This window comes from Streptomyces incarnatus (assembly GCF_001027185.1).
Taxonomy (GTDB): Bacteria; Actinomycetota; Actinomycetes; order Streptomycetales; family Streptomycetaceae; genus Streptomyces; species Streptomyces puniciscabiei.
In genome coordinates, this window is sequence record NZ_CP011497.1 from 2,592,533 (window position 1) to 2,613,285 (window position 20,753).

Here is a 20,753-nt window from a genome sequence, read left to right on the forward strand (position 1 = left end):
CCCTGGTCAGGCGGGCTGTTCGGACTCTAGGATGGCGCGCTCCGGCCATCCTTCGCGGTCACCGCCCCACCTGGGACCGCCCGACCCCGCGCCGATGCTCCTCCCCCCTCCGGCGCTGCGACGATGGACTACCAGAGCTCACAGACATCACAGGGTTCCCTCTCACCTCACACGTTCCAGGTCGACCTGCGCGGGCTGGTGGATCTGCTCTCCCATCACCTCTACTCCAGCCCCAAGGTCTATCTGCGCGAGCTGCTGCAGAACGCCGTCGACGCCATCACGGCCCGGCGGGACGCGGAGCCCGGCGCCCCGGCCCGGGTGCGGCTGCACGCCGACGGCGGCGGTCTGCGCGTGGAGGACAGCGGGATCGGGCTCACCGAGGCGGACGTGCACGCACTGCTGGCCACCATCGGGCGCAGCTCCAAGCGGGCCGAGGGCCTGCAGGAGGTCCGTTCGGACTTCCTCGGCCAGTTCGGCATCGGCCTGCTGGCCTGCTTCCTCGTCGCCGAGCGGATCCGGGTGGTCAGCCGCAGCGCCCGTACGCCCGGCGCACCACCGGTGGAGTGGACGGCGCGCGACGACGGCTCGTACACCGTGCGGACCCTTCCCGCCTCCGCGCGGCCCGAACCCGGTACGACCGTGCACCTGACCGCGCGGCCCGGGGCGGCCGAGTGGCTGGCACCGGAGCGGGTCCTGACCCTGGCCCGCGACTTCGGTGCGCTGCTGCCGTACGACGTCCGGGTGGGCGAGGAGCCGGTCACCGATCTGCCCGCGCCCTGGGACCGGCCGTATCCGAGCCCTTCGGGCAGAAGGGTGGCGCTGGCCCGGCACTGTCACGAGCTGTTCGGGTTCACGCCGCTGGACTCGATCGACCTGGCCGTGCCGCTGGCCGGGATCCGCGGGGTGGCGTACGTGCTGCCGGCGGCCGTGAGCCCGGCCCAGCGGGCGACCCACCGGGTGCACCTGAAGGGCATGCTGCTGACCGAGCGGGCCGAACAGCTGCTGCCCGACTGGGCGTTCTTCGTGCGCTGCGTCCTGGACACCGACAGTCTGCGGCCCACCGCCTCGCGCGAGTCGCTCTACGAGGACGAGACGCTGGCCGCGGTGCGGGAGGCGCTCGGCGAACGGATCCGCTCGTGGCTCACGGGGCTCGCCGCCGGCGACCCGGAGCGGCTGACGGCCTTCCTCGCCGTGCACCACCTGGGCGTGAAGTCCCTCGCCCGGCACGACCGCGAGATGCTGCGCACGATGCTGCCCTGGCTGCCGTTCGAGACGACCGACGGGCAGCTGTCGCTGGAGGAGTTCGCGCAGCGGCACCCGGTGGTGCACTTCACCCGGACCGTCGAGGAGTACCGGCAGGTGGCGCCGATCGCCGCCGCGCAGGGCGTCGGGGTGGTCAACGGCGGCTACACGTACGACGGCGACCTGGTCGAGGCGCTGCCGTCGGTGCGGCCCGGGACGGTGGTCGCCGAGCTGGACGCGGACACCGTGACCGCGCACCTGGACGCGGTCGACCCGGGCGAGGAACTGGCCCTGTCCGGCTTCCTGTCGGCCGCGCGGGCGAAGCTCGACCCGCTGGGCTGTGACGTCGTACTCCGGGCCTTCCATCCGCTGTCCGTGCCCGCGCTGCACCTGGACGACCGGGCGGCGCGGCACGAGCAGGCCCGCGCGGCGGCCGAGGAGCAGGCCGACGACCTGTGGGCGGGCATCCTCGGCTCGCTGCGCGGCACCGCCCCACGCGCGCGTCTGGTGCTCAACCATCTCAACCCGCTGGTGCGCAGGATCAGTTCGCTCAAGGACCCCGAGCTGATCGGCACGGCCACCGAGTCGCTGTACGGGCAGGCCCTGCTGATGGCGCAGCGCCCGCTCAGGACGGCGGACTCGGCGCTGCTGAACCGGGCGTTCATCGGCCTGCTGGAGTGGGCGACCCATGGGGAGACGACGGGCGATGAGTGAGATCACGGACTTCGACGCGCTGCGCCGGGCGATGGCGGAGAACTCCGAGCAGCCCGAGGGCCCGGCCCGCAACGCGCGCGCGGAGCAGCTGCTGGCCGCGGCGGAGGGCCTCGGCATCCCGCTGGCCGTCATCGAGGCGCTCGGGCACCAGCTGAAGGTCTACAACTACAGCTCCGAGAAGGACAAGATGTTCGTCCCCTTCGCGCGGCTGCTGCGCATGTGGGACGAACGGCCCGAGGACTTCGACGCGTACGAGGCGCACGCGCTGCACTGGGTCTTCAAGTGGATGTCGGCGGGCATGCTGGACCAGCCGCACGTCCCGCTCGCCTCGATCGAGAAGTGGCTCGGCGAGATGGCGCACCGCTACCGGCTCGCCGGGCACTCCGAACGGGCCGTGCGCAGCGCCGAGTTCAGCGTGGCCGCGCACGTCGGGGACCTGGCGCGCGCGGAGCGGGCGTACGCGGCGTGGCTCGCCGCGGACCGTGACGAGATGGCCGACTGTCACGCCTGCGAGCTGCACGGGCAGGGCTTCTGGCAGGCCGAGCTCGGCCGGGACGAGGAGGCGCTGGAGTTGTGGCGGCCGGTGCTGGAGGGCGAGTTCGCCTGCGCGCACGAACCGCACACCGTGCTGGCCTCCTCGCTGGCCCCGCTGCTGCGCCTGGGCCGCCTGGACGAGGCCCGCGCGCACCACCTGCGGGGCTTCCGGCTCGTCCGCCCGATGGAGTCGATGCGCGCCGCGTACGCCGACCACGTGGAGTTCTGCGCGCTGACCGGGAACGAGGCCCGCGCCCTGGAGCTGCTCGCCGAACGGCCCGCGTACTTCACGGACACCGGGCATCCGCGCAGCCGGCTGGAGTTCATGGCCGTGGTGACGCTGCTGATGGACCGGCTGAACGGGCTGGGCCTCGGCGGGCAGCGGGTGCCGGGGCCGGCCGGGCGGACCTGGACGGCGGGCGAACTCGCCGCCCACGCGCGCGTGGAGACGCTGGAGCTGGCCGAGCGGTTCGACCGGCGCAACGGCACGTCGCACGTCGGCGACCGGGCACGCGCGCGTATGGACCAGCGGCCGCTGGTGGAGCGCCTGCCGCTGGGCGTGCGGACGGTGCGCCCGGCGCCCGTCCCGGTGGCCGCGCCCCCGCTGCCGGAGGCGCACGACGAGCCCGGCCTGGCGGCCCTGCTCGCCGAGGCCCGGCGGCTGTCGGAGACCTTGCGGCCGCACGCCTTGGAGGCCTGGGCCGCGGTCGCGCGGGCCGCGCGCGGCGCGGAGCTGGAGCCGCGCGACCGCGCGGAGCTCGCCGACCACGAGGCGATGAGCCGCGGCCCCGCGGGCATCGAGCTGTTCGAGCAGGCGGCGGCCCTGTACGCGGAGGCGGGCGACCCCGGCGAGGCCCTGGCGGCACGCGCGCGTGGCGCGTACGTCCGCGCCCTGACGGGCGAGGTGGACCCGGCGCTGGCGACGGTCACCGGCCTGTACGACGAGGCGCTCGCCCTGTACGCCGAGGAGGCCACCGGCGTACGGCAGACGGCGTCGGTGCTGATCAGCCGGGCCCGGATCCTGATGCGGCGCGTGCACGCGGGGGTGCCTGTCCTGGGGGACCCGGCACCGGACACAACGCCCACGGGCGGTGGCGCACCCTCGGGCCGCGTACCGGACGCCCCGGTCACCGACGCGACGGCCTCGGACGAACCGGGGCGTGAGGGCCTGCCGTCAGGCGGTGCGGTCTCCGGCGAGGCAGCGGCCCAGCGGCCGGGGGGCGAGGACGGCGTGCCCGGTGGGCCGGTGCCGGAGCCGGCCGCGGATCTGCTCGTGCGGACCGAGCAGGCCGTGCGGGAGGTGCTGGCGCTGGTCGACGGGCGGGCCGGGGACGACGTGCGGCTGGCCGCCCGGGCCGCGGAGGCGCGGGCGATGCTCGCCGAGCTGGCGCAGCTGCGCGGAGACACCGGGCGGGCCGGGGAGCTGTTCCGGAGGGCGGCCGACGCGTATGTCAGCGCCGGGCTGCCCTGGTTCGCCGTGGAGTACCAGGTGCAGGTCGCCGCGCTGGCCCATCAGGCGGGCGACGCGGCCGGGGCCGAGCGGGCGCTGCGGGCCGCGCTGGAGCACGGCGGGCCGTACGTGGAGCCGGTCGGGCGGGCCCAGCTGCATCTGCAGCTCGCCGAGGTGGCCGGCGCCCGGGGTGAGGTGGCCGAGGCCGTCGAGCACGCCCTGGAGGCCGCGCACTGGGCGGACGAGGCGGGTGAGAGCGGCACGCTGGGCGCCTGGGCGCGGCAGCAGCTGGGCGGCTGCCTGCTGCGGCAGGGCCGGTACGCCGAGGCCGCCGAGGTGCTGGAGTCGGCCCTGGCCGACCTGTCCGGCGAGACGCACGGCGACGGGGCCGTCGTACAGGCGCGGTGGTGGCTCGGCGACTGCCTGAGCGAGCTGGGCGACCACCGGGCGGCCGCCGAGCACCGGCTGCGGGCGGCCGAGACCGCCCGGCACTGGCCCGAGCAGCAGGACCACGCCACGCTCGCCCACCTCGCCGCCGAGTCGCTGAGCAAGGCCGGTCTGCTGAAGGAGGCGGACCGGGCCTACGTGCGGGCCGGTGAGCTCTGGCGCGGACTGGGCAACCACGCCTTCCTGGTGCGCTCGCTGCGCGCCCGCGGCTGGCTGGCGCTGCGCGCGGACGGCGGGGCGAAGGGCGCACGGGAGCTGATGACGGAGGCGGTGCGCGCGTGCGAGCGGGCGCGCGGGGACGCGGCCGACCCGGTGTCCCGGGAACGGCTCACGGCCGAACTCGCCCATACCCACCGCCAGTTCGGCGACCTGCTCGCCCTCGCGGCGACCGAGGAGGCCGTGAGTGCCGAGGAGGCCGTGAGTGCCGAGGCGACCGAGGAGGCCGAGGAGGCCGAGGAGGCAGTAGGCGCCGAGGAAACCGAGGGGATCAAGGACGCCGAGGAGGTCGAAGGCGGCGCGGTCCGGGCCGGGTTCGAGGCGGCGCTGGTCCAGATGGAGCGGGCGGCCGCGCTGTTCGGCACGCTGGGCGCGGACGGGCTGCACGACCGTACCGGTGCCGAACTCGCCGCGGGCCGGCTGGCGGCCGACCTGGGCCGGCCCGCCGAGGCGGCGGCACGCGCGCGTGCCGTACTCGCGGCCTACGAGGGTGCCGATGACGGGGACGGGACCGTCCGGGCGCGGCGGGCGGAGGCCGACGGGATGCTCGGGCCCGGACAGTGAGGCGCGGGGTCACTCCACCCCGATGAGCAGCAGGGTCCCCTGCCGGCCGCCCCGGTACACGACCGTGTCCACGGCGAGGTAGGACTCCCGAACGCGGGCCTGAAGCTGCTCGGCGATGGCCTCGGGGGCTTCGTCGCCGACGACGAGGGTGACCAGCTCGCCGCCGGCCTGGAGCATGCGGTCCAGGACGGTCGCGGCGGTGGCGGTCACCTCCTCGCCGATCACCGCCACGTCGCCGTCGATCAGCCCGAGGACGTCGCCGGCCTGGCAGATGCCGGCCGTCGTCCAGGACTGGCGTTCGGCGACGACGACCTCGGCGTACCGGGTGGCGCCCGCCGCCGCCGTCATCTGGACGACGTCCTCGTCGAACCGGCGCCCCGGCTCGTGCACGGCGAGCGCGGCGATGCCCTGGACCGCCGAGCGGGTCGGGATCAGGGCCACCCGGATGCCCTCGGTGCGGGCCTGCTCGGCGGCCGCCGCGGCCGTGTGGCGCAGCTCGGCGTCGTTGGGCAGCAGGACCACCTCGCGCGCGTGGGCCCGCCGTACGGCCTGCACCAGCTCCCCGCTGGCGGGCGGCTCCCCGGGGCGCGCGAGGACGGCCGTGGCGCCCGCCTCGGTGTACAGCCCGGCCAGGCCCTCGCCCGGTACGACGGCGACGACGGCCCGCTGGGTGCGCTCGCGCGGCGGCCGCTCGCCCCCGGTGTGCACGTCCCCGAGCCCGAAGTGGGTGATGCGGATCCGGTACGGCCGCCCGGCCTCCACGCCCGCCTCCACGGCGGCGCCCGCGTCGTCGACGTGCACATGGACGTTCCACAGCCCGTCGCCGCCGACCACGACCAGGGACTCGCCGAGCGCGTCGAGGCGTTCCCGCAGCCGGGCCACGGCCGCGTCGCCGGCCTCCAGGAGATAGATCACCTCGAACGCGGGCCCACCGGCCTCGGTGCCCTCGACGCACGGTCCGGCGTCCGTGGCGGCCACGCACGCGTGCGCGCCCGCATCGGGCTCGGCGCCCGCACGCTCCGGGGCACCGGCGTCCACACCGGTCCCGGCACCGGTACGCGCGTGCGTACCGGCGTCGCCGGTGCCGCACACCGCGCCCACGCGCGCGTGCCCCCCGGAAACCGCCTCCGGGGCCCGCTCGCCCTCCGCGGCCGCCGCACGGCCCTCCCGTGCTCCCGGCGCCTCCCGCACCGCCTCCCCCGTGAACGCCTCCACCAGCGCCCCCAGCACCGCCACGAGTCCGCGTCCGCCCGCGTCGACCACCCCGGCCCGGCCGAGTACGGGCAGCTGACCCGGAGTGGCCGCCAGGGCCGTCCGCGCGCCCTCGTAGGCCGCCCGCGCGACCGTGCCGCAGTCGCCCTCGGCCGCCTCGGCGGCCTCGGCCGCGGCCGAGGCGACGGTCAGCACGGTGCCCTCGACGGGGTGGGCCACGGCCTGCCGGGCGGAGTCGGCGGCCCGCCGCAGCGCCCGCCGCAGCGCCGCGCCGTCGCCGTGGGTCCCCGCGCCGTCGCCGTCGGCCGCCGCGCCGCCCTCCGCGAGCACCTGTGCCATGCCGCGCAGCAGCTGCGCCAGGATCGTCCCGGAGTTGCCGCGGGCCCCGATGAGCGCCCCGTGGGCCATCGCGTGCACGGTGTCCGCCAGGGAGGGCTCCCCGGCACCCGTCCCGTACCCGGCGAACACCGCCTCCACGGCCGTGGCCGCCGATTCCAGGGTGAGGTAGAGATTCGTCCCGGTGTCGCCGTCGGCCACCGGATAGACGTTGATCGCGTCGATCTCCTCACGCGCGCGTCCGAGCGCTCCGAGCGCCAGACCGCACCAGGTGCGCACCGCGAGAGCATCGAGCAATGTCTGCGGCACCTGCGCCACCTGCGCCTCCCTGACCTGCTGGCTGGACGTGGACGCAGCGTAGACCCCGAAGTGGTGTCCACCGGAAGAGGGCCGGAAGCGGTGCCCTGAGCTGCCATGGTAGTTTCGTTCTACGGGCGCAGCCGTTGTATGCTGCTCCGGTTGCCCGATCCGATCGGGCCGTTCCCCTGGCAACGCCACTCAAGATCTCAGGTCTTAGGATCTCGATCCCGGCATGCCGGGATTAACCGTAAGTGCATCTGAAGTCTTTGGAGTGACCCGTGGCTGCCAACTGCGACGTCTGCGGCAAGGGGCCGGGCTTCGGCAACAACATCTCGTTTTCGCACCGCCGTACGTCCCGCCGCTGGAACCCCAACATCCAGCGTGTGCGTACCGTGGTCGGCGGGACGCCGAAGCGCGTGAACGCTTGCACCTCGTGCATCAAGGCCGGCAAGGTCTCGCGCTGACGCTACAGCTGAGCGCGCGGCCACTGCCTGGTTCGCTGCACTGAGCCGGTCCACCGAAGGGTGGGCCGGCTTTTTGCCGTACCCGCGCCTTCTGCCCGCACCCGCACCCGCACCCGCGACCGTGCCCTTTCGCCCGCACCCGCGCGCGAGGTCAGCTCCTGAACCGCCACCCGTGGTCCACCGGCCCGATCCCCGCCCCCAGCGCGAATCCCCCGGCGATCGCGCCCGTGACGTACTCCTTGGCCTCCGTGACCGCCTCCGGCACGCTCAGGCCCTTCGCCAGCCCCGAGGCGATCGCGGAGGCCAGCGTGCAGCCCGTGCCGTGCGTGTGCCGGTTGTCGTGGCGGGGCGCACGCAGCCGGTACTCGGCGGCACCGTCCGTGAGCAGGTCCACGGCATCGCCCGCCAGGTGCCCGCCCTTGATCAGCACCCAGCGAGGGCCGAACTCCAGCACGGCTCCGGCGGCCCGTCGCAGATCGTCCTCCGACTCGACCCGCACCCCGGTGAGTTGTGCCACCTCATCCAGGTTCGGGGTCGCCACGGTGGCCGCCGGGAGCAGCTTCGTCCGTACGGAGTCCAGCGCGGAGGCGGCCAGCAGCGGGTCACCGTGCTTGGAGACGCCCACCGGGTCCACCACGGCCGGTGCGTCCGTGCCGGAGATCAACTCGGCGACCGCCTCGACCAGTTCCGCCGAGGCCAGCATGCCGGTCTTCACGGCCTGGACGCCGATGTCGTCCACGACGCTGCGGTACTGGGCCCGTACGGCCCGCACGGGCAGTTCCCAGGCGCCCTGCACGCCCAGCGAGTTCTGCGCGGTCACCGCCGTGATCACGCTCATCCCGTGCACGCCGAGCGCCAGCATCGTCTTCAGGTCGGCCTGGATGCCGGCGCCGCCGCCGGAGTCCGAGCCGGCCACCGTCAGGACGCGCGGGATCATGACTCGATGTCCCCGAAGTGGTCCCAGCCGCCCTTGCTGGTCCAGGGCGCCCCGTCGACGGTCACCTGGGGCAGCGCGGAGGGGTTGAGGACCTCGCCGATGACCTTCCAGCGGGCCGGCAGCTTGGTGTCCGGCGGGAAGGTCGCGACGATCGCGTGGTCCTCTCCCCCGGTCAGCACCCACTGCAGCGGGTCGACGCCGACGGCCTGACCGATGTCGTTCATCTGGGTCGGGATGTCGATCGCGCCGGAGCGGATGTCGATGCGGACCTTGCTGGCCTCGGCGATGTGCCCGAGGTCGGCGATCAGCCCGTCGCTCACGTCGCACATCGCGGTCGCGCCGAGCCCCGCGGCGGCCGGTCCCGCGTGGTACGGCGGCTCCGGGCGGCGGTGGGCCTCGACGAAGGCGCGCGGCGAGCGGAAACCGCGGGAGAGGACGGCGTAACCGGCCGCGGACCAGCCCAGCCAGCCCGTGACGGCCACCAGGTCGCCGGGCTGGGCGCCGGCGCGCGTGACGGGCTCCTGGTTGCGCAGATCGCCGAGCGCGGTGATCGACACCATGATCGTGTCGCCGCGCACGACATCACCGCCGACCACGGAGGCACCCGCGACCTGGCACTCGTCGCGCAGGCCGTCCATCAGCTCGCTGGGCCAGGTCACCGGGAGTTCGGCCGGGACGACCAGGCCGAGCAGCAGGGCGGTCGGTACGGCGCCCATCGCGGCGATGTCGGCGAGGTTCTGCGCCGCCGCCTTGCGGCCGACGTCGTAGGCCGTGGACCAGTCGCGGCGGAAGTGCCGCCCCTCCAGCAGGATGTCGGTGCTCGCCACCACCCGCCGGTCGGGCGCGGCGACCACCGCGGCGTCGTCGCCGGGGCCGATCCGGACCGCCGGGGTGGTGGTGAGACGGGAGGTGAGCTCCCTGATGAGCCCGAACTCCCCGAGCTCACCAACAGTGCCCTTCATTGCCCTTGCTCCCCTTCTCTGCCATGCCGTGCCCAGTCGCGCGTCATCAGTGTCCCCGATACGGTCGAGGTGACTGTCGATACGGTCCGGATGACCGTCGCAGCGGCCTTGCGGCCGTCAACTTCCGTCGTGCCTGCACCCTGGCGCGCAAGCCCGGTTCCCGCAGGTCTCCCCGCGGGGAGCGGCGACGCGATACCGTGGCGTTCCTTTTCCCCACATGATCCTCGTGGCCGCCCTGGAGGTTCCGTGGTACAGGCGTACATCCTGATCCAGACGGAGGTCGGCAAGGCGTCGACCGTCGCCGAGACGATCAGCAAGATCCCTGGAGTGATCCAGGCCGAGGACGTGACGGGACCGTACGACGTCATCGTGCGCGCCCAGGCCGACACGGTCGACGACCTCGGTCGCATGGTGGTCGCCAAGGTCCAGCAAGTGGACGGCATCACCCGCACCCTGACCTGTCCGGTCGTGCATCTGTAGCCCCCGTCTACCCTTGGCCGGTGAACTTCTTCCGTCACCGGCCCCTCGGCCTGCTCGCGCCCGCGCTGCTGATCGCGGTCGCGGGCTGCTCCTCGGCAGACGACAGCGCCGCCGTGGCGGTTCCCAGCCCCGACGCGAAGACGGCGCCGGTGTGCCGGGAACTGCACCGGGCGCTGCCGCGCGAGCTCGACGGGCGAAGCCGCAACGACCCCGGGCCCCGGTCCGCCTACACGGCGGGCTGGGGAAACCCGGCGATCATACTGCGCTGCGGTGTCGTACGGCCGCCGAAGATGATCGACCCGAAGGTGGCCGAGGGCGGTGACCCCGACGCCATCGCGGGCGGGGTGAACGGCGTGGACTGGCTGATGGAGAAGCAGAGCGACGGCACCTGGCGCTTCACCACCGCGGGCCGCGTGGCCTATGTGCAGGTCCGCCTGCCCAAGGGGATGTCGGCGCAGGAGGAGGGCACCGCGATCCTCACGGATCTCGCGCCCGCAGTGAAGAAGGCGATCCCCGAGGGGATCGCCTCCATGAAGTGAGCGTGTCCGCTCAGCGGAGCCCCGTCGAGCGGCGCAGCGCCGCCTGCACCAGGCGGTCGATCAGCTCGGGGTAGCCGATGCCGGCGGCCTGCCACATCTGCGGGTACATCGAGATCGGCGTGAACCCGGGCAGGGTGTTGATCTCGTTGATCACGAACTCGCCGTCCTCGGTGAGGAAGAAGTCCGCGCGGACCAGGCCCTCGCAGGACACCGCCTCGAACGCCTGCACCGCCAGCTCCTGCACCTCGGCGGTCTGCTCCCCGGTGAGCGGCGCGGGGACGATGCCGGGCGTGGAGTCGATGTACTTGGCCTCGAAGTCGTAGTACGCGTGCGCGTCCGGCGGCGGGATCTCGGCCGGCACCGAGGCGCGCGGGCCGTCCTCGAACTCCAGGACGCCGCACTCGATCTCGCGGCCCCGCACGGCGGCCTCGACCAGGATCTTCGGGTCGTGGGCCTGCGCGGTGGCGATCGCCTCGTCCAGGCCGGACAGGTCGTCGACCTTGGTGATGCCGATCGACGAGCCGGCCCGCGCGGGCTTCACGAACAGCGGCCAGCCGTGCTCGCCGGCGAAGTCGACGATCTTCTTGCGGGCGGCGGACTCGTCCCGCTCCCACGCGCGGGGGCGGATCACCAGGTACGGGCCGACCTTGAGCCCGTAGGAGGTGAAGATCCGCTTCATGTACTCCTTGTCCTGGCCGACGGCCGAGGCGAGCACACCGGCGCCCACGTACGGCACCCCGGACAGCTCCAGGAGGCCCTGCAGGGTGCCGTCCTCGCCGTACGGGCCGTGCAGCACCGGGAAGACCACGTCGACCTCGCCGAGCGCCTTGGGCACCGAGCCGGGCTCGCTGTAGACGACCTCGCGGTTCGCGGGGTCGACGGGGAGCACCACGCCGCCCTCGTGCGACTCCGCGAGGTCCTCGACCTCGGGGGTGCGGCGGTCGGTGATGGCCATCCGCTCCGGCTCGTCGGCCGTCAGCGCCCAGCGGCCGTCCCGGGTGATGCCGATCGGCAGGACGTCGTACTTGGTCCGGTCGATGGCCTTGAGGACGGCGCCGGCGGTGACCACGGAGATCCCGTGTTCGGAGCTGCGCCCGCCGAACACGACGGCCACGCGCGGCTTGCGCGACGGCTGCTCAGGGCTCTGGGGAAGGTTCTCGGTGCTCATATCGCGTTGAGAGTACCCGTTGGTAGAGCCCGGATACAGCGTCGACTCAGGGGGTTCGCTCAGCGTCGTTCCGGCTTCGCGCTGCGCGACATCAGCTCCTTGACGGCGACCACCGGGGACTTGCCCTCGTGGACGATGGCGACGACCGTCTCGGTGATGGGCATGTCGACGCCGTGCCGGCGGGCCAGATCCAGCACGGACTCGCAGGACTTGACGCCCTCGGCGGTCTGCTTGGTGACCGCGATGGTCTCCTGCAGGGTCATGCCCTTGCCGAGGTTGGTGCCGAAGGTGTGGTTGCGGGACAGCGGCGAGGAGCAGGTCGCCACCAGGTCGCCGAGGCCGGCGAGTCCGGAGAAGGTCAGCGGGTCGGCGCCGAGCACCACACCGAGCCGCGCGGTCTCGGCGAGACCACGGGTGATGAGGGAGCCCTTGGCGTTGTCGCCGAGTCCCATGCCGTCCGCGATGCCGACGGCGAGCCCGATGACGTTCTTCACGGCGCCGCCCAGCTCGCAGCCCACCACGTCGGTTTCCGTGTACGGCCGGAAGTACGGCGTGTGGCAGGCGGCCTGGAGGCGCTGGGCGACGGTCACGTCGGTGCAGGCGACGACGGCCGCGGCCGGCATGCGGGCGGCGATCTCACGGGCCAGGTTGGGCCCGGTGACGACGGCGATGCGGTCGGCGCCGACCTTGGCGACGTCGTCGACGACTTCGCTCATCCGCATGGCGGAACCGAGTTCGACGCCCTTCATCAGGGAGACGAGCACGGTGTCCGGGGCGAGCAGCGGGGTCCACTCGGCGAGGTTGGCACGCAGGGTCTGGGAGGGGACGGCGAGCACGGTGAAGTCCGCGTCGCGCAGCGCCTCGGCCGGGTCCGAGGTCGCTCTCAGGTTCTCCGGGAGTTCGACACCGGGCAGGTAGTCGGGGTTGGTCCGGGTGGAGTTGACCGCCTCGGCCAGCTCGGGGCGGCGCGCCCACAGGGTCACCTCGCAGCCCGCGTCGGCGAGGACCATACCGAAGGCGGTGCCCCATGAGCCGGTGCCCATGACCGCCGCCTTGACCGCCTTGCTCACTTGCCCTGCCCCTCCGGTTCCTTGCTCTGCGTCTGGGCACTCTGCGTCTGGGCGCTCCGCGTCTGGGCCTGGGTGCGGCGCCGCTGTTCGATCCGCTCGCGGCGGGGGTCGTAGGGCGTCTCGGGCGCCTTCTCGCCGCGGATCTCCTCGAGCCGGCGGGTGATGGCCGCCATGATGACCTCGGTGGCCTCCTTGAGCAGGTCCGGGGTCATCTCCTTGTCGTAGAAGCGCGAGAGGTCCACCGGCGGGCCCGCGAGCACGTGATGCGTCTTGCGCGGGAAGAGGTTCGGCTTCTTGGCGTACGGCGGCAGCAGTTCGTTGGCGCCCCACTGGGCGATCGGGATGACCGGGCACTTGGTCTGCAGGGCGACGCGGGCGGCGCCGGTCTTGCCGGTCATGGGCCAGCCGTCCGGGTCGCGCGTGAGGGTGCCCTCGGGGTAGAAGGCGACGCACTCGCCGCGCTCCACCGCGTCGATCGCGGCCCGGAAGGCGCTGAGCGCGTCCGTGGACTCGCGGTAGACGGGGATCTGCCCGGTGCCGCGCATCGCGGCACCGACGAATCCCTTCTTGAAAAGCCCGCTCTTCGCCAGGAATCGCGGAACCCGTCCGGTGTTGTACTGATAGTGCGCGTACGCGAAGGGATCCACGTGGGAATTGTGGTTCACCACGGTGATAAATCCGCCCTCGGCCGGAATGTGCTCCATTCCACGCCAGTCCCGCTTGATCAGAACCACCAGCGGCGGTTTGCAGATCACCGCGGCGAAGCGGTACCAGAAGCCGATTCTGCGGCGGGGCACAAGGACACCTTCCTCTAGGGGCTGCCACCCCGGCGGGGGCCGCACGATTGTCGCCCCGTGCCGCCGGTCTGTCGAGAACACCGTACGCCCCGCCACCGACGGCGCCAGATGGCGCGGGGACAATGATCGTGACAAGAGAGGGACGGTACGCCGGTGCAGTGGACCTTGGTCATCCCCCTGAAGCCCCTGTCGCGGGCCAAGAGCAGGCTCTCGGACACCGCGGGCGACGGGGTGCGCCCGGGGCTGGCGCTCGCGTTCGCCAAGGACACGGTGGCCGCGGCGCTGTCCTGTGCGGCCGTGGCGGATGTGGCGGTCGTCACGGACGACGAGCGGGCGGCGCGCGAGCTGGCCGCACTGGGCGCGCGGATCGTCCCGGACACGCCGGCGGGCGGCCTGAACGCCGCTGTGGCGCACGGTGCCGCGGTGGTACGGGAAATGCGCCCGCGCACACCGCTCGCGGCCCTGAACGCCGACCTCCCGGCCCTGCGCCCCGCGGAACTCGCCGCGGTCCTGGGCGCGGCCTCGGAGTTCTCCCGGGCGTTTCTCGCGGACGCGGCGCGGCTGGGTACGACTTTGCTGGCCGCGGGGCCGGGCGGGGAATTGCGGCCGGAGTTCGGCGTGCGTTCGCGTCGCCGTCACCGGGCGTCCGGGGCCGAGGAACTCCAGCTCGCGGGCGTGGATTCGGTACGGCAGGACGTGGACACGGGAGAGGATCTCCGGGCGGCGCTGGCCATGGGGGTCGGACCGTACACGGCTGCGGTTTCGGCGGGATTGCTGATCCCGGGGTCGTGAAGCGCCCCGAAGGGACGCGGGGACCGCGCGATCGGGCACGACGGGCCCGCGGCCCGGAGACGGCCCGCACCCCTGCGGCGAAACCCGGTACCACCCACGACCAGTAGGCTGGCCGTCATGCAGGCGACCTCGTACACCTACGACCCCCGCACCCGAAGCGGGCAGGTACTGCTCGACGACGGCACCCCCGTGCCCTTCGACGCGTCGGCGTTCGACAGGGGCGGCCTGCGACTGCTCCGCCCCGGGCAGCGCGTGCGGATCGAGACCGAGGGGACCGGCGACGCCCTGCGGATCACCCTCGTAACCCTTCAGACCCTGTAACCGCCCTTACACACGCCGCGGGCCGGGCTCCCTGGGGGAGTCCGGCCCGGCGCGTGAGTGCCCCGGCAGCGCCCTGGCGTCCTTACGACGTCGCCTTGCGGGCGGTGGCCTTCTTGGCGGTGGTCTTGCGGGCCGTCGACTTCTTGGCCGGGGCCTTCTTCGCGGTGACCTTCTTCGCCGGGGCCTTCTTGGCCGTCGCCTTCTTGGCGGTGGTCTTCTTCGCCGCGGTGGTCTTGGCGGTCGCCGTGGTCTTCTTGGCGGGCGCCTTCTTCGCCGTGGTCTTCTTCGCTGCGGCCGCCTTCTTCGTCGGCGCCGCCTTCTTGGCCGTGGTCTTCTTCGCGGCCGCCTTGGTGGTCTTCTTCGCGGCGGCCTTCTTGACCGTCGCCGCGGCGCCGCCGGTCAGGCTGCCCTTCGGCGCCTTCTTGACCGAGACCTCGCCGCCGCGCGGCAGCTTCTTCGAGCCGCTCACCAGGTCCTTGAAGCCCTGACCGGCGCGGAAGCGCGGCACCGAGGTCTTCTTGACCCGAACCCGCTCGCCGGTCTGAGGGTTGCGGGCGTAACGGGCGGGGCGGTCCACCTTCTCGAAGGACCCGAAGCCGGTGACCGAGACCCGCTCGCCCGCGACGACCGCGCGGACAATGGCGTCCAGGACATGATCGACAGCGTCGGCGGCCTGCTGGCGGCCACCCACCTTGTCGGCAATCGCTTCTACGAGCTGCGCCTTGTTCACGTCTTCCCCTTCGGAGACATCGCCAGAACGAAAGTGTTCAAGCTTTTTCGCACGTTAGGCAGATATATACCGCAAATCAAACACGAAACGGGCTTATCACCCTTGTGCCGCAACAGACTCGGTGGTCCCGGGCTGTTCAGTCGTCCTCGTCGGGGATCCGACCCTCGTCGAGGTCCGCGTTGAACCGCTCGAGCCGCCTTGCCGCAGCGGCGAGATCGTGCTTGGCCGCGGCCGTAATGACCAGCAGCTTCCGGGTCAGCGCCATCCGTACGCCCTCCGGGACTTGCAGTGCGCGCACCCTTGCGTGCGCTTCCTTCAGTTGGCCCGCGACCGCCGTATAGAGCTGGAGTTGGCCGTCGTGTTCCATGCACAGATTGTGCCATCTGGGGCGAGTTGTCGCCTGCGCAGGGGGCAACTGCCGCCTCAAATGGCCTTCCAGGCACTTGCGGAGAGCGCGGTTCCAGCACTCACGTACCCAGGCAACGTCCTTCGTAACGTGGCGAGTTGAGCGTGAAGCAAGAAGCTCACGGGGCCGTTCGGGGCCAGACATGCCCGTACCCCCGATCGTGGCGATCGGGGGTACGGGCGGGGTGTTGGGTGGCCGAAACGCGACGCGCTGGGGGATGTGGATCAGGCCTGGAGCGTCCGCGGCTTGTACGACGGCCGCTTGGCCTCGTAAGCGGCGATGTCGGCCTCGTTCTGCAGCGTGATGGAGATGTCGTCCAGGCCGTTCAGCAGCCGCCAGCGGGAGTTCTCGTCCAGTTCGAAGGAGGCGGTGATGCCCTCGGCGCGAACCTCACGCGCCTCAAGGTCAACAGTGACCTCAGCAGTGGGGTCCTGTTCCGTGAGCTCCCACAGCGCGTCCACGGTCTTCTGCTCCAGCACGACCGTGAGCAGGCCGTTCTTCAGCGAGTTGCCCCGGAAGATGTCCGCGAAGCGGGAGGAGATCACGGCCTTGAAGCCGTAGTTCTGCAGCGCCCAGACGGCGTGCTCGCGGGAGGAGCCGGTGCCGAAGTCGGGGCCGGCGACCAGGACGGTCGCACCCTGCCGCTCGGGGCGGTTGAGGACGAACTCGGGGTCCTTGCGCCAGGCCTCGAACAGCCCGTCCTCGAACCCGTCCCGGGTGACCTTCTTGAGCCAGTGAGCAGGGATGATCTGGTCGGTGTCGACGTTGCTGCGGCGCAGCGGGACGGCCCGGCCGGTGTGGGTGGTGAAGGCTTCCATGATTTCTCAGACTCCAGCGGGCACGGGGGCGTCGGACAGGTCGGCGGGCGAGGCCAGGTGGCCCAGGACGGCGGTCGCGGCCGCGACCTGCGGCGACACCAGGTGCGTACGACCGCCCTTGCCCTGCCGGCCCTCGAAGTTGCGGTTGGAGGTGGAGGCGGAGCGCTCGCCCGGGGCCAGCTGGTCGGGGTTCATGCCGAGGCACATCGAGCAGCCCGCGTGCCGCCATTCGGCGCCGGCCTCCTTGAAGACCACGTCCAGGCCCTCGGAGACGGCCTGCAGACCCACGCGCGCGGAGCCCGGGACGACCAGCATCCGTACGCCGTCGGCGACTTTGCGGCCCTTGAGGAGCTCGGCGGCGGCGCGCAGGTCCTCGATGCGGCCGTTGGTGCAGGAGCCTACGAAGACGGTGTCCACCTTGATGGAGCGCAGCGGCTGGCCGGCCTCCAACCCCATGTACTCCAGGGCCTTTTCGGCGGCGAGGCGCTCCGAAGCGTCTTCGTACGAAGCCGGGTCGGGGACGGACGCCGAAAGCGGCGCGCCCTGGCCGGGGTTGGTGCCCCAGGTGACGAACGGCGACAGCTCGGCGGCGTCGATCACGACCTCGGCGTCGAACTCGGCGTCGTCGTCGGTGCGCAGCGTCTTCCAGTACTCGACCGCCGCGTCCCAGTCGGCGCCCTCGGGGGCGTGCGGGCGGCCCTTGAGGTAGGCGAAGGTGGTCTCGTCGGGGGCGATCATGCCCGCGCGGGCGCCGGCCTCGATCGACATGTTGCAGATGGTCATCCGGGCCTCCATCGAGAGCTTCTCGATGGCGGAGCCGCGGTACTCCAGGACGTAGCCCTGGCCGCCACCCGTACCGATCTTCGCGATGATCGCCAGGATCAGGTCCTTGGCGGTGACACCCTCGGGCAGCTCGCCCTCGACCGTGATCGCCATGGTCTTGGGGCGGGCCAGCGGCAGCGTCTGGGTGGCCAGCACGTGCTCGACCTGGGAGGTGCCGATGCCGAACGCCAGCGCGCCGAACGCGCCGTGCGTGGAGGTGTGGGAGTCACCGCAGACCACGGTCGTACCGGGCTGGGTCAGACCCAGCTGGGGGCCGACGACGTGCACGACGCCCTGCTCGACGTCGCCCAGCGGGTGCAGCCGCACCCCGAACTCGGCGCAGTTCTTGCGCAGCGTCTCCAGCTGGGCGCGGGAGACCGGGTCGGCGATGGGCTTGTCGATGTCGAGGGTGGGGGTGTTGTGGTCCTCGGTGGCGATGGTGAGGTCGAGGCGCCGCACCTGGCGGCCGTTCTGGCGCAGCCCGTCGAAGGCCTGCGGGCTGGTCACCTCGTGCAGCAGGTGCAGATCGATGAAGAGGAGGTCGGGCTCGCCCTCGGCGCGCCGGACGACGTGGTCGTCCCAGACCTTCTCCGCGAGTGTCCTACCCATCGCTTTCCCTCCGGCCGGCAAACGTCCACCGGCCCAACTAGAGATCTTGAGGAAGCGGCGACTGCCCTGCTGAGGGGCCCCATGAAGTCGTGATTCCGGGCGTCCACCGCCGGGCCCGTTGGTCTGCGGGCCGCTGTGTGATTCCAGAGTGGCGCGTTCCACGGAAAATTGAACTTGCGTTTCACAGAGTGAGACGCGAGTATCGTTGCATGGACAACAGTAGCGGCGTCGGCGTTCTGGACAAGGCGGCCCTCGTCCTGAGCGCTCTGGAGTCCGGTCCGGCCACCCTCGCGGGTCTGGTCGGCGCGACCGGACTGGCACGACCCACGGCCCACCGCCTGGCCGTGGCCCTGGAACACCACCGCATGGTGGCACGCGACATGCAGGGCCGGTTCATCCTCGGCCCGCGGCTCGCGGAACTGGCGGCGGCGGCCGGCGAGGACCGCCTGCTCGCGACGGCGGGCCCCGTGCTCACCCACCTCCGCGACGTCACCGGCGAGAGTGCACAGCTCTACCGTCGCCAGGGTGACATGCGGATCTGTGTGGCCGCGGCGGAGCGCCTGTCCGGCCTGCGGGACACGGTCCCGGTCGGCTCCACGCTCACGATGAAGGCCGGCTCCTCGGCGCAGATCCTGATGGCCTGGGAGGAGCCCGAGCGCCTGCACCGCGGCCTGCAGGGCGCCCGCTTCACGGCGACGGCCCTGTCGGGCGTACGGCGGCGCGGCTGGGCCCAGTCCATCGGCGAGCGCGAGCCGGGCGTCGCGTCCGTCTCGGCGCCGGTGCGCGGCCCCTCCAACCGCGTGGTGGCCGCCGTCTCGGTCTCCGGGCCGATCGAGCGCCTGACCCGCCACCCGGGCCGGATGCACGCCCAGGCGGTCATCGACGCCGCCGCCCGTCTCTCCGAGGCCCTGCGCCGCTCGGGCTGAGCCCCGGCCTCCGGGATGTCCGGGAACGCCGAGGAGGGCCTGCCCCAACGCCGCGGCAGGCCCTCCTCGCTCCCCCGATCCCCCCGGTTCAGCCGGCCTTCTCGGCCACCGGCTGCTGCTGGGACCGGTGCGCGAACCGGTCCTTCGCGTACCGCCCCCGCTTCTCCAACGGGATCTGCCCGTGCGCGGCCGCGAGGCCGAACGCCGGCATGTCCCCGTAGATCGCCTCGTACGACCCCTCCGGCACGACGTACGCCTCGTGCCAGATGCCCACCTGCCCGCGCAGCTTCCCGGTCCGCTCCTTCCGGTTGAGCGCCGCCCAGGCCTTGTGGTGGAAGGCGTCGGGCGCGGTCGCGTAGCCGTACAGCTTCTCCTTGGACTCCCAGTACTGCACGATGTAGTACGTGCGCGGCGACGCCGTCAGCATGACCCGGCTGCGCAGGCCCCGCGCGGGGTCCTTCTCGAGCTCCCGCAGCATGCGGAACATCGCGAGCATCACCGGCAGCCACAGATGAACGGCCCAGAAGCGGTTGATGCGCATGCCGATCAGCAGGACGACGACCTCGCCCTTGGCGTCGGCGGTCGTACGGGCAACCATGACTACTCCCCCTCGTTGGCGAGCGGCGCTATCCAAGAGCCGATGCTTGGATAGTGCCCTTATCCAAGAAGGAGCGCAAGACATGCGGCTCGCCGAACTGAGCAGACGCAGCGGTGTATCCACCGCGACGATCAAGTACTACCTGCGTGAAGGCCTGTTGCCGCCGGGCCGCCAGGTCAATCCCACGACGGCGGAGTACGACGAGGCGCACCTGCGCCGGCTGCGGCTGGTGCGCGCGATGATCCAGGTCGGCGGCATCCCGGTGGCCACGGTCCGCGAGGTGCTGCGCAACGTCGACGACTACGCCCTGGGCCGCACCATCCGGCTGGGCGCCGCCCTGTGGGCGCTGCCGCAGGTGCCGGAGCCGGACGAGAACGACGCGTTCGTGCAGGCGGCGCACCGGGAGGTGGACGAGCTGCTGGACCGGCTGGGCTGGTCGAACGCGAAGCTGCTGACCACGATCTCCCCCTCGTACCGCTCCCTGGTGGTGGCGGTGGCAGCCTTCCGCCGGCTCGGTTACGACTGGGGTTTCGAACTGCTCGCGTCCTACGGCCGGTTGATGCACGAGGTGGCCAAACTCGACCTGGACGTCGTGGAGACGCACCCGTCGGAGGCGGAGAAGGCGGAGACGGCGGTGCTCGGCTCGGTGCTGACCGAGCCGATGCTGCAGGCCCTGCGCCGGCTGGCCCAGGAGGAGGAGTCGGGGCGCCGCTACGGCTTCGAGTAGCCCTTGGATACGGCGAAGGCCCCCCACCGAGGTGGAGGGCCTTCCCTGTGCGTACCCCCGACCGGATTCGAACCGGCGCTACCGCCTTGAGAGGGCGGCGTGCTAGGCCGCTACACAACGGGGGCGTGGACTCTGCGTTTCCGCAGGTCCGAGCTGGTCTACCTGGACTCGAACCAAGACTAACTGAACCAGAATCAGTCGTGCTGCCAATTACACCATAGACCAATGATGGTTTAGACCAGTCAGTACCCCCGACCGGATTCGAACCGGCGCTACCGCCTTGAGAGGGCGGCGTGCTAGGCCGCTACACAACGGGGGCCCTAGCGATCCCGACAGGATCAGGATCAGTACCCCCGACCGGATTCGAACCGGCGCTACTGCCTTGAGAGGGCAGCGTGCTAGGCCGCTACACAACGGGGGCTTTGCAGATAAGCTCTGCGAGCTGGCCTACCTGGACTCGAACCAAGACTAACTGAACCAGAATCAGTCGTGCTGCCAATTACACCATAGGCCACTGGAACTCAAGCCCCTACGGGGTTCTCGTTCTAGCTTGCTCCTCGGGGTTCCGGCCT

The 20,753-nt window shown here is 72.3% G+C and carries 20 protein-coding genes and 5 tRNA genes; 9 read left to right on the top strand and 16 right to left on the bottom strand.

The genetic code is table 11. From position 1 onward, the window contains the following. The first annotated feature begins 123 nt into the window (after positions 1–123). On the top strand, positions 124–1,956 hold the full coding sequence (locus tag ABB07_RS11355; protein ID WP_208898611.1) for an HSP90 family protein: 1,833 nt from the start codon (positions 124–126) through the stop codon (positions 1,954–1,956). Continuing rightward, positions 1,949–5,167, top strand: coding sequence for a tetratricopeptide repeat protein (locus ABB07_RS11360; protein WP_208898612.1), 3,219 nt, complete (start codon positions 1,949–1,951; stop codon positions 5,165–5,167). The genes ABB07_RS11355 and ABB07_RS11360 overlap by 8 nt, the downstream gene beginning before the upstream one ends. Positions 5,168–5,176: 9 nt before the next feature. On the opposite strand, the gene ABB07_RS11365 is transcribed toward ABB07_RS11360, so the two are convergent. Then, entirely contained in the window at positions 5,177–7,033 is a 1,857-nt protein-coding gene (locus ABB07_RS11365) for a DAK2 domain-containing protein (RefSeq protein WP_208898613.1), read from the bottom strand. Positions 7,034–7,293: 260 nt separating this feature from the next. Here ABB07_RS11365 and rpmB point away from each other — a divergent pair, with 260 nt between their 5' ends. Beyond that, positions 7,294–7,479 (top strand): 50S ribosomal protein L28, encoded by a 186-nt coding sequence (rpmB, locus tag ABB07_RS11370; RefSeq protein WP_009190838.1) that lies wholly within the window; start codon positions 7,294–7,296, stop codon positions 7,477–7,479. A 151-nt stretch (positions 7,480–7,630) separates the two neighbouring features. On the opposite strand, the gene thiD is transcribed toward rpmB, so the two are convergent. After that, a complete protein-coding gene (thiD, locus tag ABB07_RS11375; RefSeq protein ID WP_208898614.1) occupies positions 7,631–8,416 on the bottom strand; it encodes a bifunctional hydroxymethylpyrimidine kinase/phosphomethylpyrimidine kinase in 786 nt (261 codons plus the stop codon). Further along, positions 8,413–9,378 carry a thiamine-phosphate kinase gene (locus tag ABB07_RS11380; RefSeq protein WP_208898615.1) on the bottom strand — a complete coding sequence of 322 codons (966 nt, stop codon included), beginning with the start codon at positions 9,376–9,378 and terminating at the stop codon, positions 8,413–8,415. Before ABB07_RS11380 ends, thiD begins: the two co-directional genes overlap by 4 nt. A 246-nt stretch (positions 9,379–9,624) precedes the next feature. Between ABB07_RS11380 and ABB07_RS11385 the strand changes: the two genes are divergently transcribed. Together ABB07_RS11385 and ABB07_RS11390 are read left to right on the top strand one after the other, a co-directional pair. Next, a complete protein-coding gene (locus ABB07_RS11385) occupies positions 9,625–9,858 on the top strand; it encodes an Lrp/AsnC family transcriptional regulator (RefSeq protein ID WP_003997603.1) in 234 nt (77 codons plus the stop codon). A 20-nt stretch (positions 9,859–9,878) separates the two neighbouring features. After that, the gene (locus ABB07_RS11390; RefSeq protein WP_208898616.1) at positions 9,879–10,397 is read left to right on the top strand and encodes a DUF3515 domain-containing protein; all 519 of its coding nucleotides are present in this window, start codon (positions 9,879–9,881) and stop codon (positions 10,395–10,397) included. A 10-nt stretch (positions 10,398–10,407) separates the two neighbouring features. Here ABB07_RS11390 and ABB07_RS11395 read toward each other — a convergent pair whose 3' ends face one another. From ABB07_RS11395 to ABB07_RS11405, 3 genes are read right to left on the bottom strand one after another with little or no spacing between them, the layout of a single operon-like run. After that, positions 10,408–11,565, bottom strand: a complete 1,158-nt coding sequence (locus ABB07_RS11395; protein WP_208898617.1) for a D-alanine--D-alanine ligase family protein — start codon at positions 11,563–11,565, stop codon at positions 10,408–10,410. 59 nt (positions 11,566–11,624) lie between these two features. Further along, entirely contained in the window at positions 11,625–12,635 is a 1,011-nt protein-coding gene (locus tag ABB07_RS11400; RefSeq protein ID WP_208898618.1) for an NAD(P)H-dependent glycerol-3-phosphate dehydrogenase, read from the bottom strand. Then, positions 12,632–13,432, bottom strand: a complete 801-nt coding sequence (locus ABB07_RS11405; protein ID WP_208898619.1) for a lysophospholipid acyltransferase family protein — start codon at positions 13,430–13,432, stop codon at positions 12,632–12,634. Before ABB07_RS11405 ends, ABB07_RS11400 begins: the two co-directional genes overlap by 4 nt. Positions 13,433–13,585: 153 nt before the next feature. On the opposite strand from ABB07_RS11405, the gene cofC reads away from it, so the two are divergent. Next, positions 13,586–14,224: a 2-phospho-L-lactate guanylyltransferase gene (gene cofC / locus ABB07_RS11410; protein WP_208898620.1), complete on the top strand. Its 639-nt coding sequence runs from the start codon at positions 13,586–13,588 to the stop codon at positions 14,222–14,224. A gap of 117 nt (positions 14,225–14,341) precedes the next feature. Further along, positions 14,342–14,545, top strand: a complete 204-nt coding sequence (locus ABB07_RS11415; RefSeq protein ID WP_208898621.1) for a hypothetical protein — start codon at positions 14,342–14,344, stop codon at positions 14,543–14,545. Between the two features lie 82 nt (positions 14,546–14,627). Here ABB07_RS11415 and ABB07_RS11420 read toward each other — a convergent pair whose 3' ends face one another. The 4 genes from ABB07_RS11420 to leuC form a co-directional block, all read right to left on the bottom strand. After that, positions 14,628–15,275 (bottom strand): HU family DNA-binding protein, encoded by a 648-nt coding sequence (locus ABB07_RS11420; RefSeq protein WP_055703457.1) that lies wholly within the window; start codon positions 15,273–15,275, stop codon positions 14,628–14,630. Positions 15,276–15,411: 136 nt separating this feature from the next. Next, entirely contained in the window at positions 15,412–15,642 is a 231-nt protein-coding gene (locus ABB07_RS11425) for an SCO5555 family protein (RefSeq protein WP_055703456.1), read from the bottom strand. A 263-nt stretch (positions 15,643–15,905) separates the two neighbouring features. After that, on the bottom strand, positions 15,906–16,499 hold the full coding sequence (leuD, locus tag ABB07_RS11430) for a 3-isopropylmalate dehydratase small subunit (protein ID WP_208898622.1): 594 nt from the start codon (positions 16,497–16,499) through the stop codon (positions 15,906–15,908). Positions 16,500–16,505: 6 nt separating this feature from the next. Then, positions 16,506–17,930: a 3-isopropylmalate dehydratase large subunit gene (gene leuC, locus ABB07_RS11435; RefSeq protein WP_208898623.1), complete on the bottom strand. Its 1,425-nt coding sequence runs from the start codon at positions 17,928–17,930 to the stop codon at positions 16,506–16,508. Positions 17,931–18,139: 209 nt separating this feature from the next. Here leuC and ndgR point away from each other — a divergent pair, with 209 nt between their 5' ends. Next, a complete protein-coding gene (gene ndgR, locus ABB07_RS11440) occupies positions 18,140–18,856 on the top strand; it encodes an IclR family transcriptional regulator NdgR (protein ID WP_009320373.1) in 717 nt (238 codons plus the stop codon). A gap of 88 nt (positions 18,857–18,944) precedes the next feature. Here the strand turns inward: ndgR and ABB07_RS11445 are convergent, their stop codons facing one another. Then, a complete protein-coding gene (locus tag ABB07_RS11445; protein ID WP_208898624.1) occupies positions 18,945–19,454 on the bottom strand; it encodes a DUF4188 domain-containing protein in 510 nt (169 codons plus the stop codon). 82 nt (positions 19,455–19,536) lie between these two features. Here ABB07_RS11445 and ABB07_RS11450 point away from each other — a divergent pair, with 82 nt between their 5' ends. After that, positions 19,537–20,181 carry a MerR family transcriptional regulator gene (locus ABB07_RS11450; protein WP_208898625.1) on the top strand — a complete coding sequence of 215 codons (645 nt, stop codon included), beginning with the start codon at positions 19,537–19,539 and terminating at the stop codon, positions 20,179–20,181. A 52-nt stretch (positions 20,182–20,233) separates the two neighbouring features. On the opposite strand, the gene ABB07_RS11455 is transcribed toward ABB07_RS11450, so the two are convergent. The 5 genes from ABB07_RS11455 to ABB07_RS11475 all read right to left on the bottom strand — a co-directional run bounded on the left by ABB07_RS11455 (position 20,234) and on the right by ABB07_RS11475 (position 20,695). Then, positions 20,234–20,306 (bottom strand) — tRNA-Glu (locus ABB07_RS11455). Between the two features lie 28 nt (positions 20,307–20,334). Further along, positions 20,335–20,406: transfer RNA gene (locus ABB07_RS11460), tRNA-Gln, on the bottom strand. A gap of 21 nt (positions 20,407–20,427) precedes the next feature. Continuing rightward, positions 20,428–20,500 (bottom strand) — tRNA-Glu (locus tag ABB07_RS11465). A 29-nt stretch (positions 20,501–20,529) separates the two neighbouring features. After that, positions 20,530–20,602: transfer RNA gene (locus ABB07_RS11470), tRNA-Glu, on the bottom strand. Positions 20,603–20,623: 21 nt separating this feature from the next. After that, positions 20,624–20,695, bottom strand: a tRNA-Gln gene (locus ABB07_RS11475). Positions 20,696–20,753 lie beyond the last annotated feature (58 nt).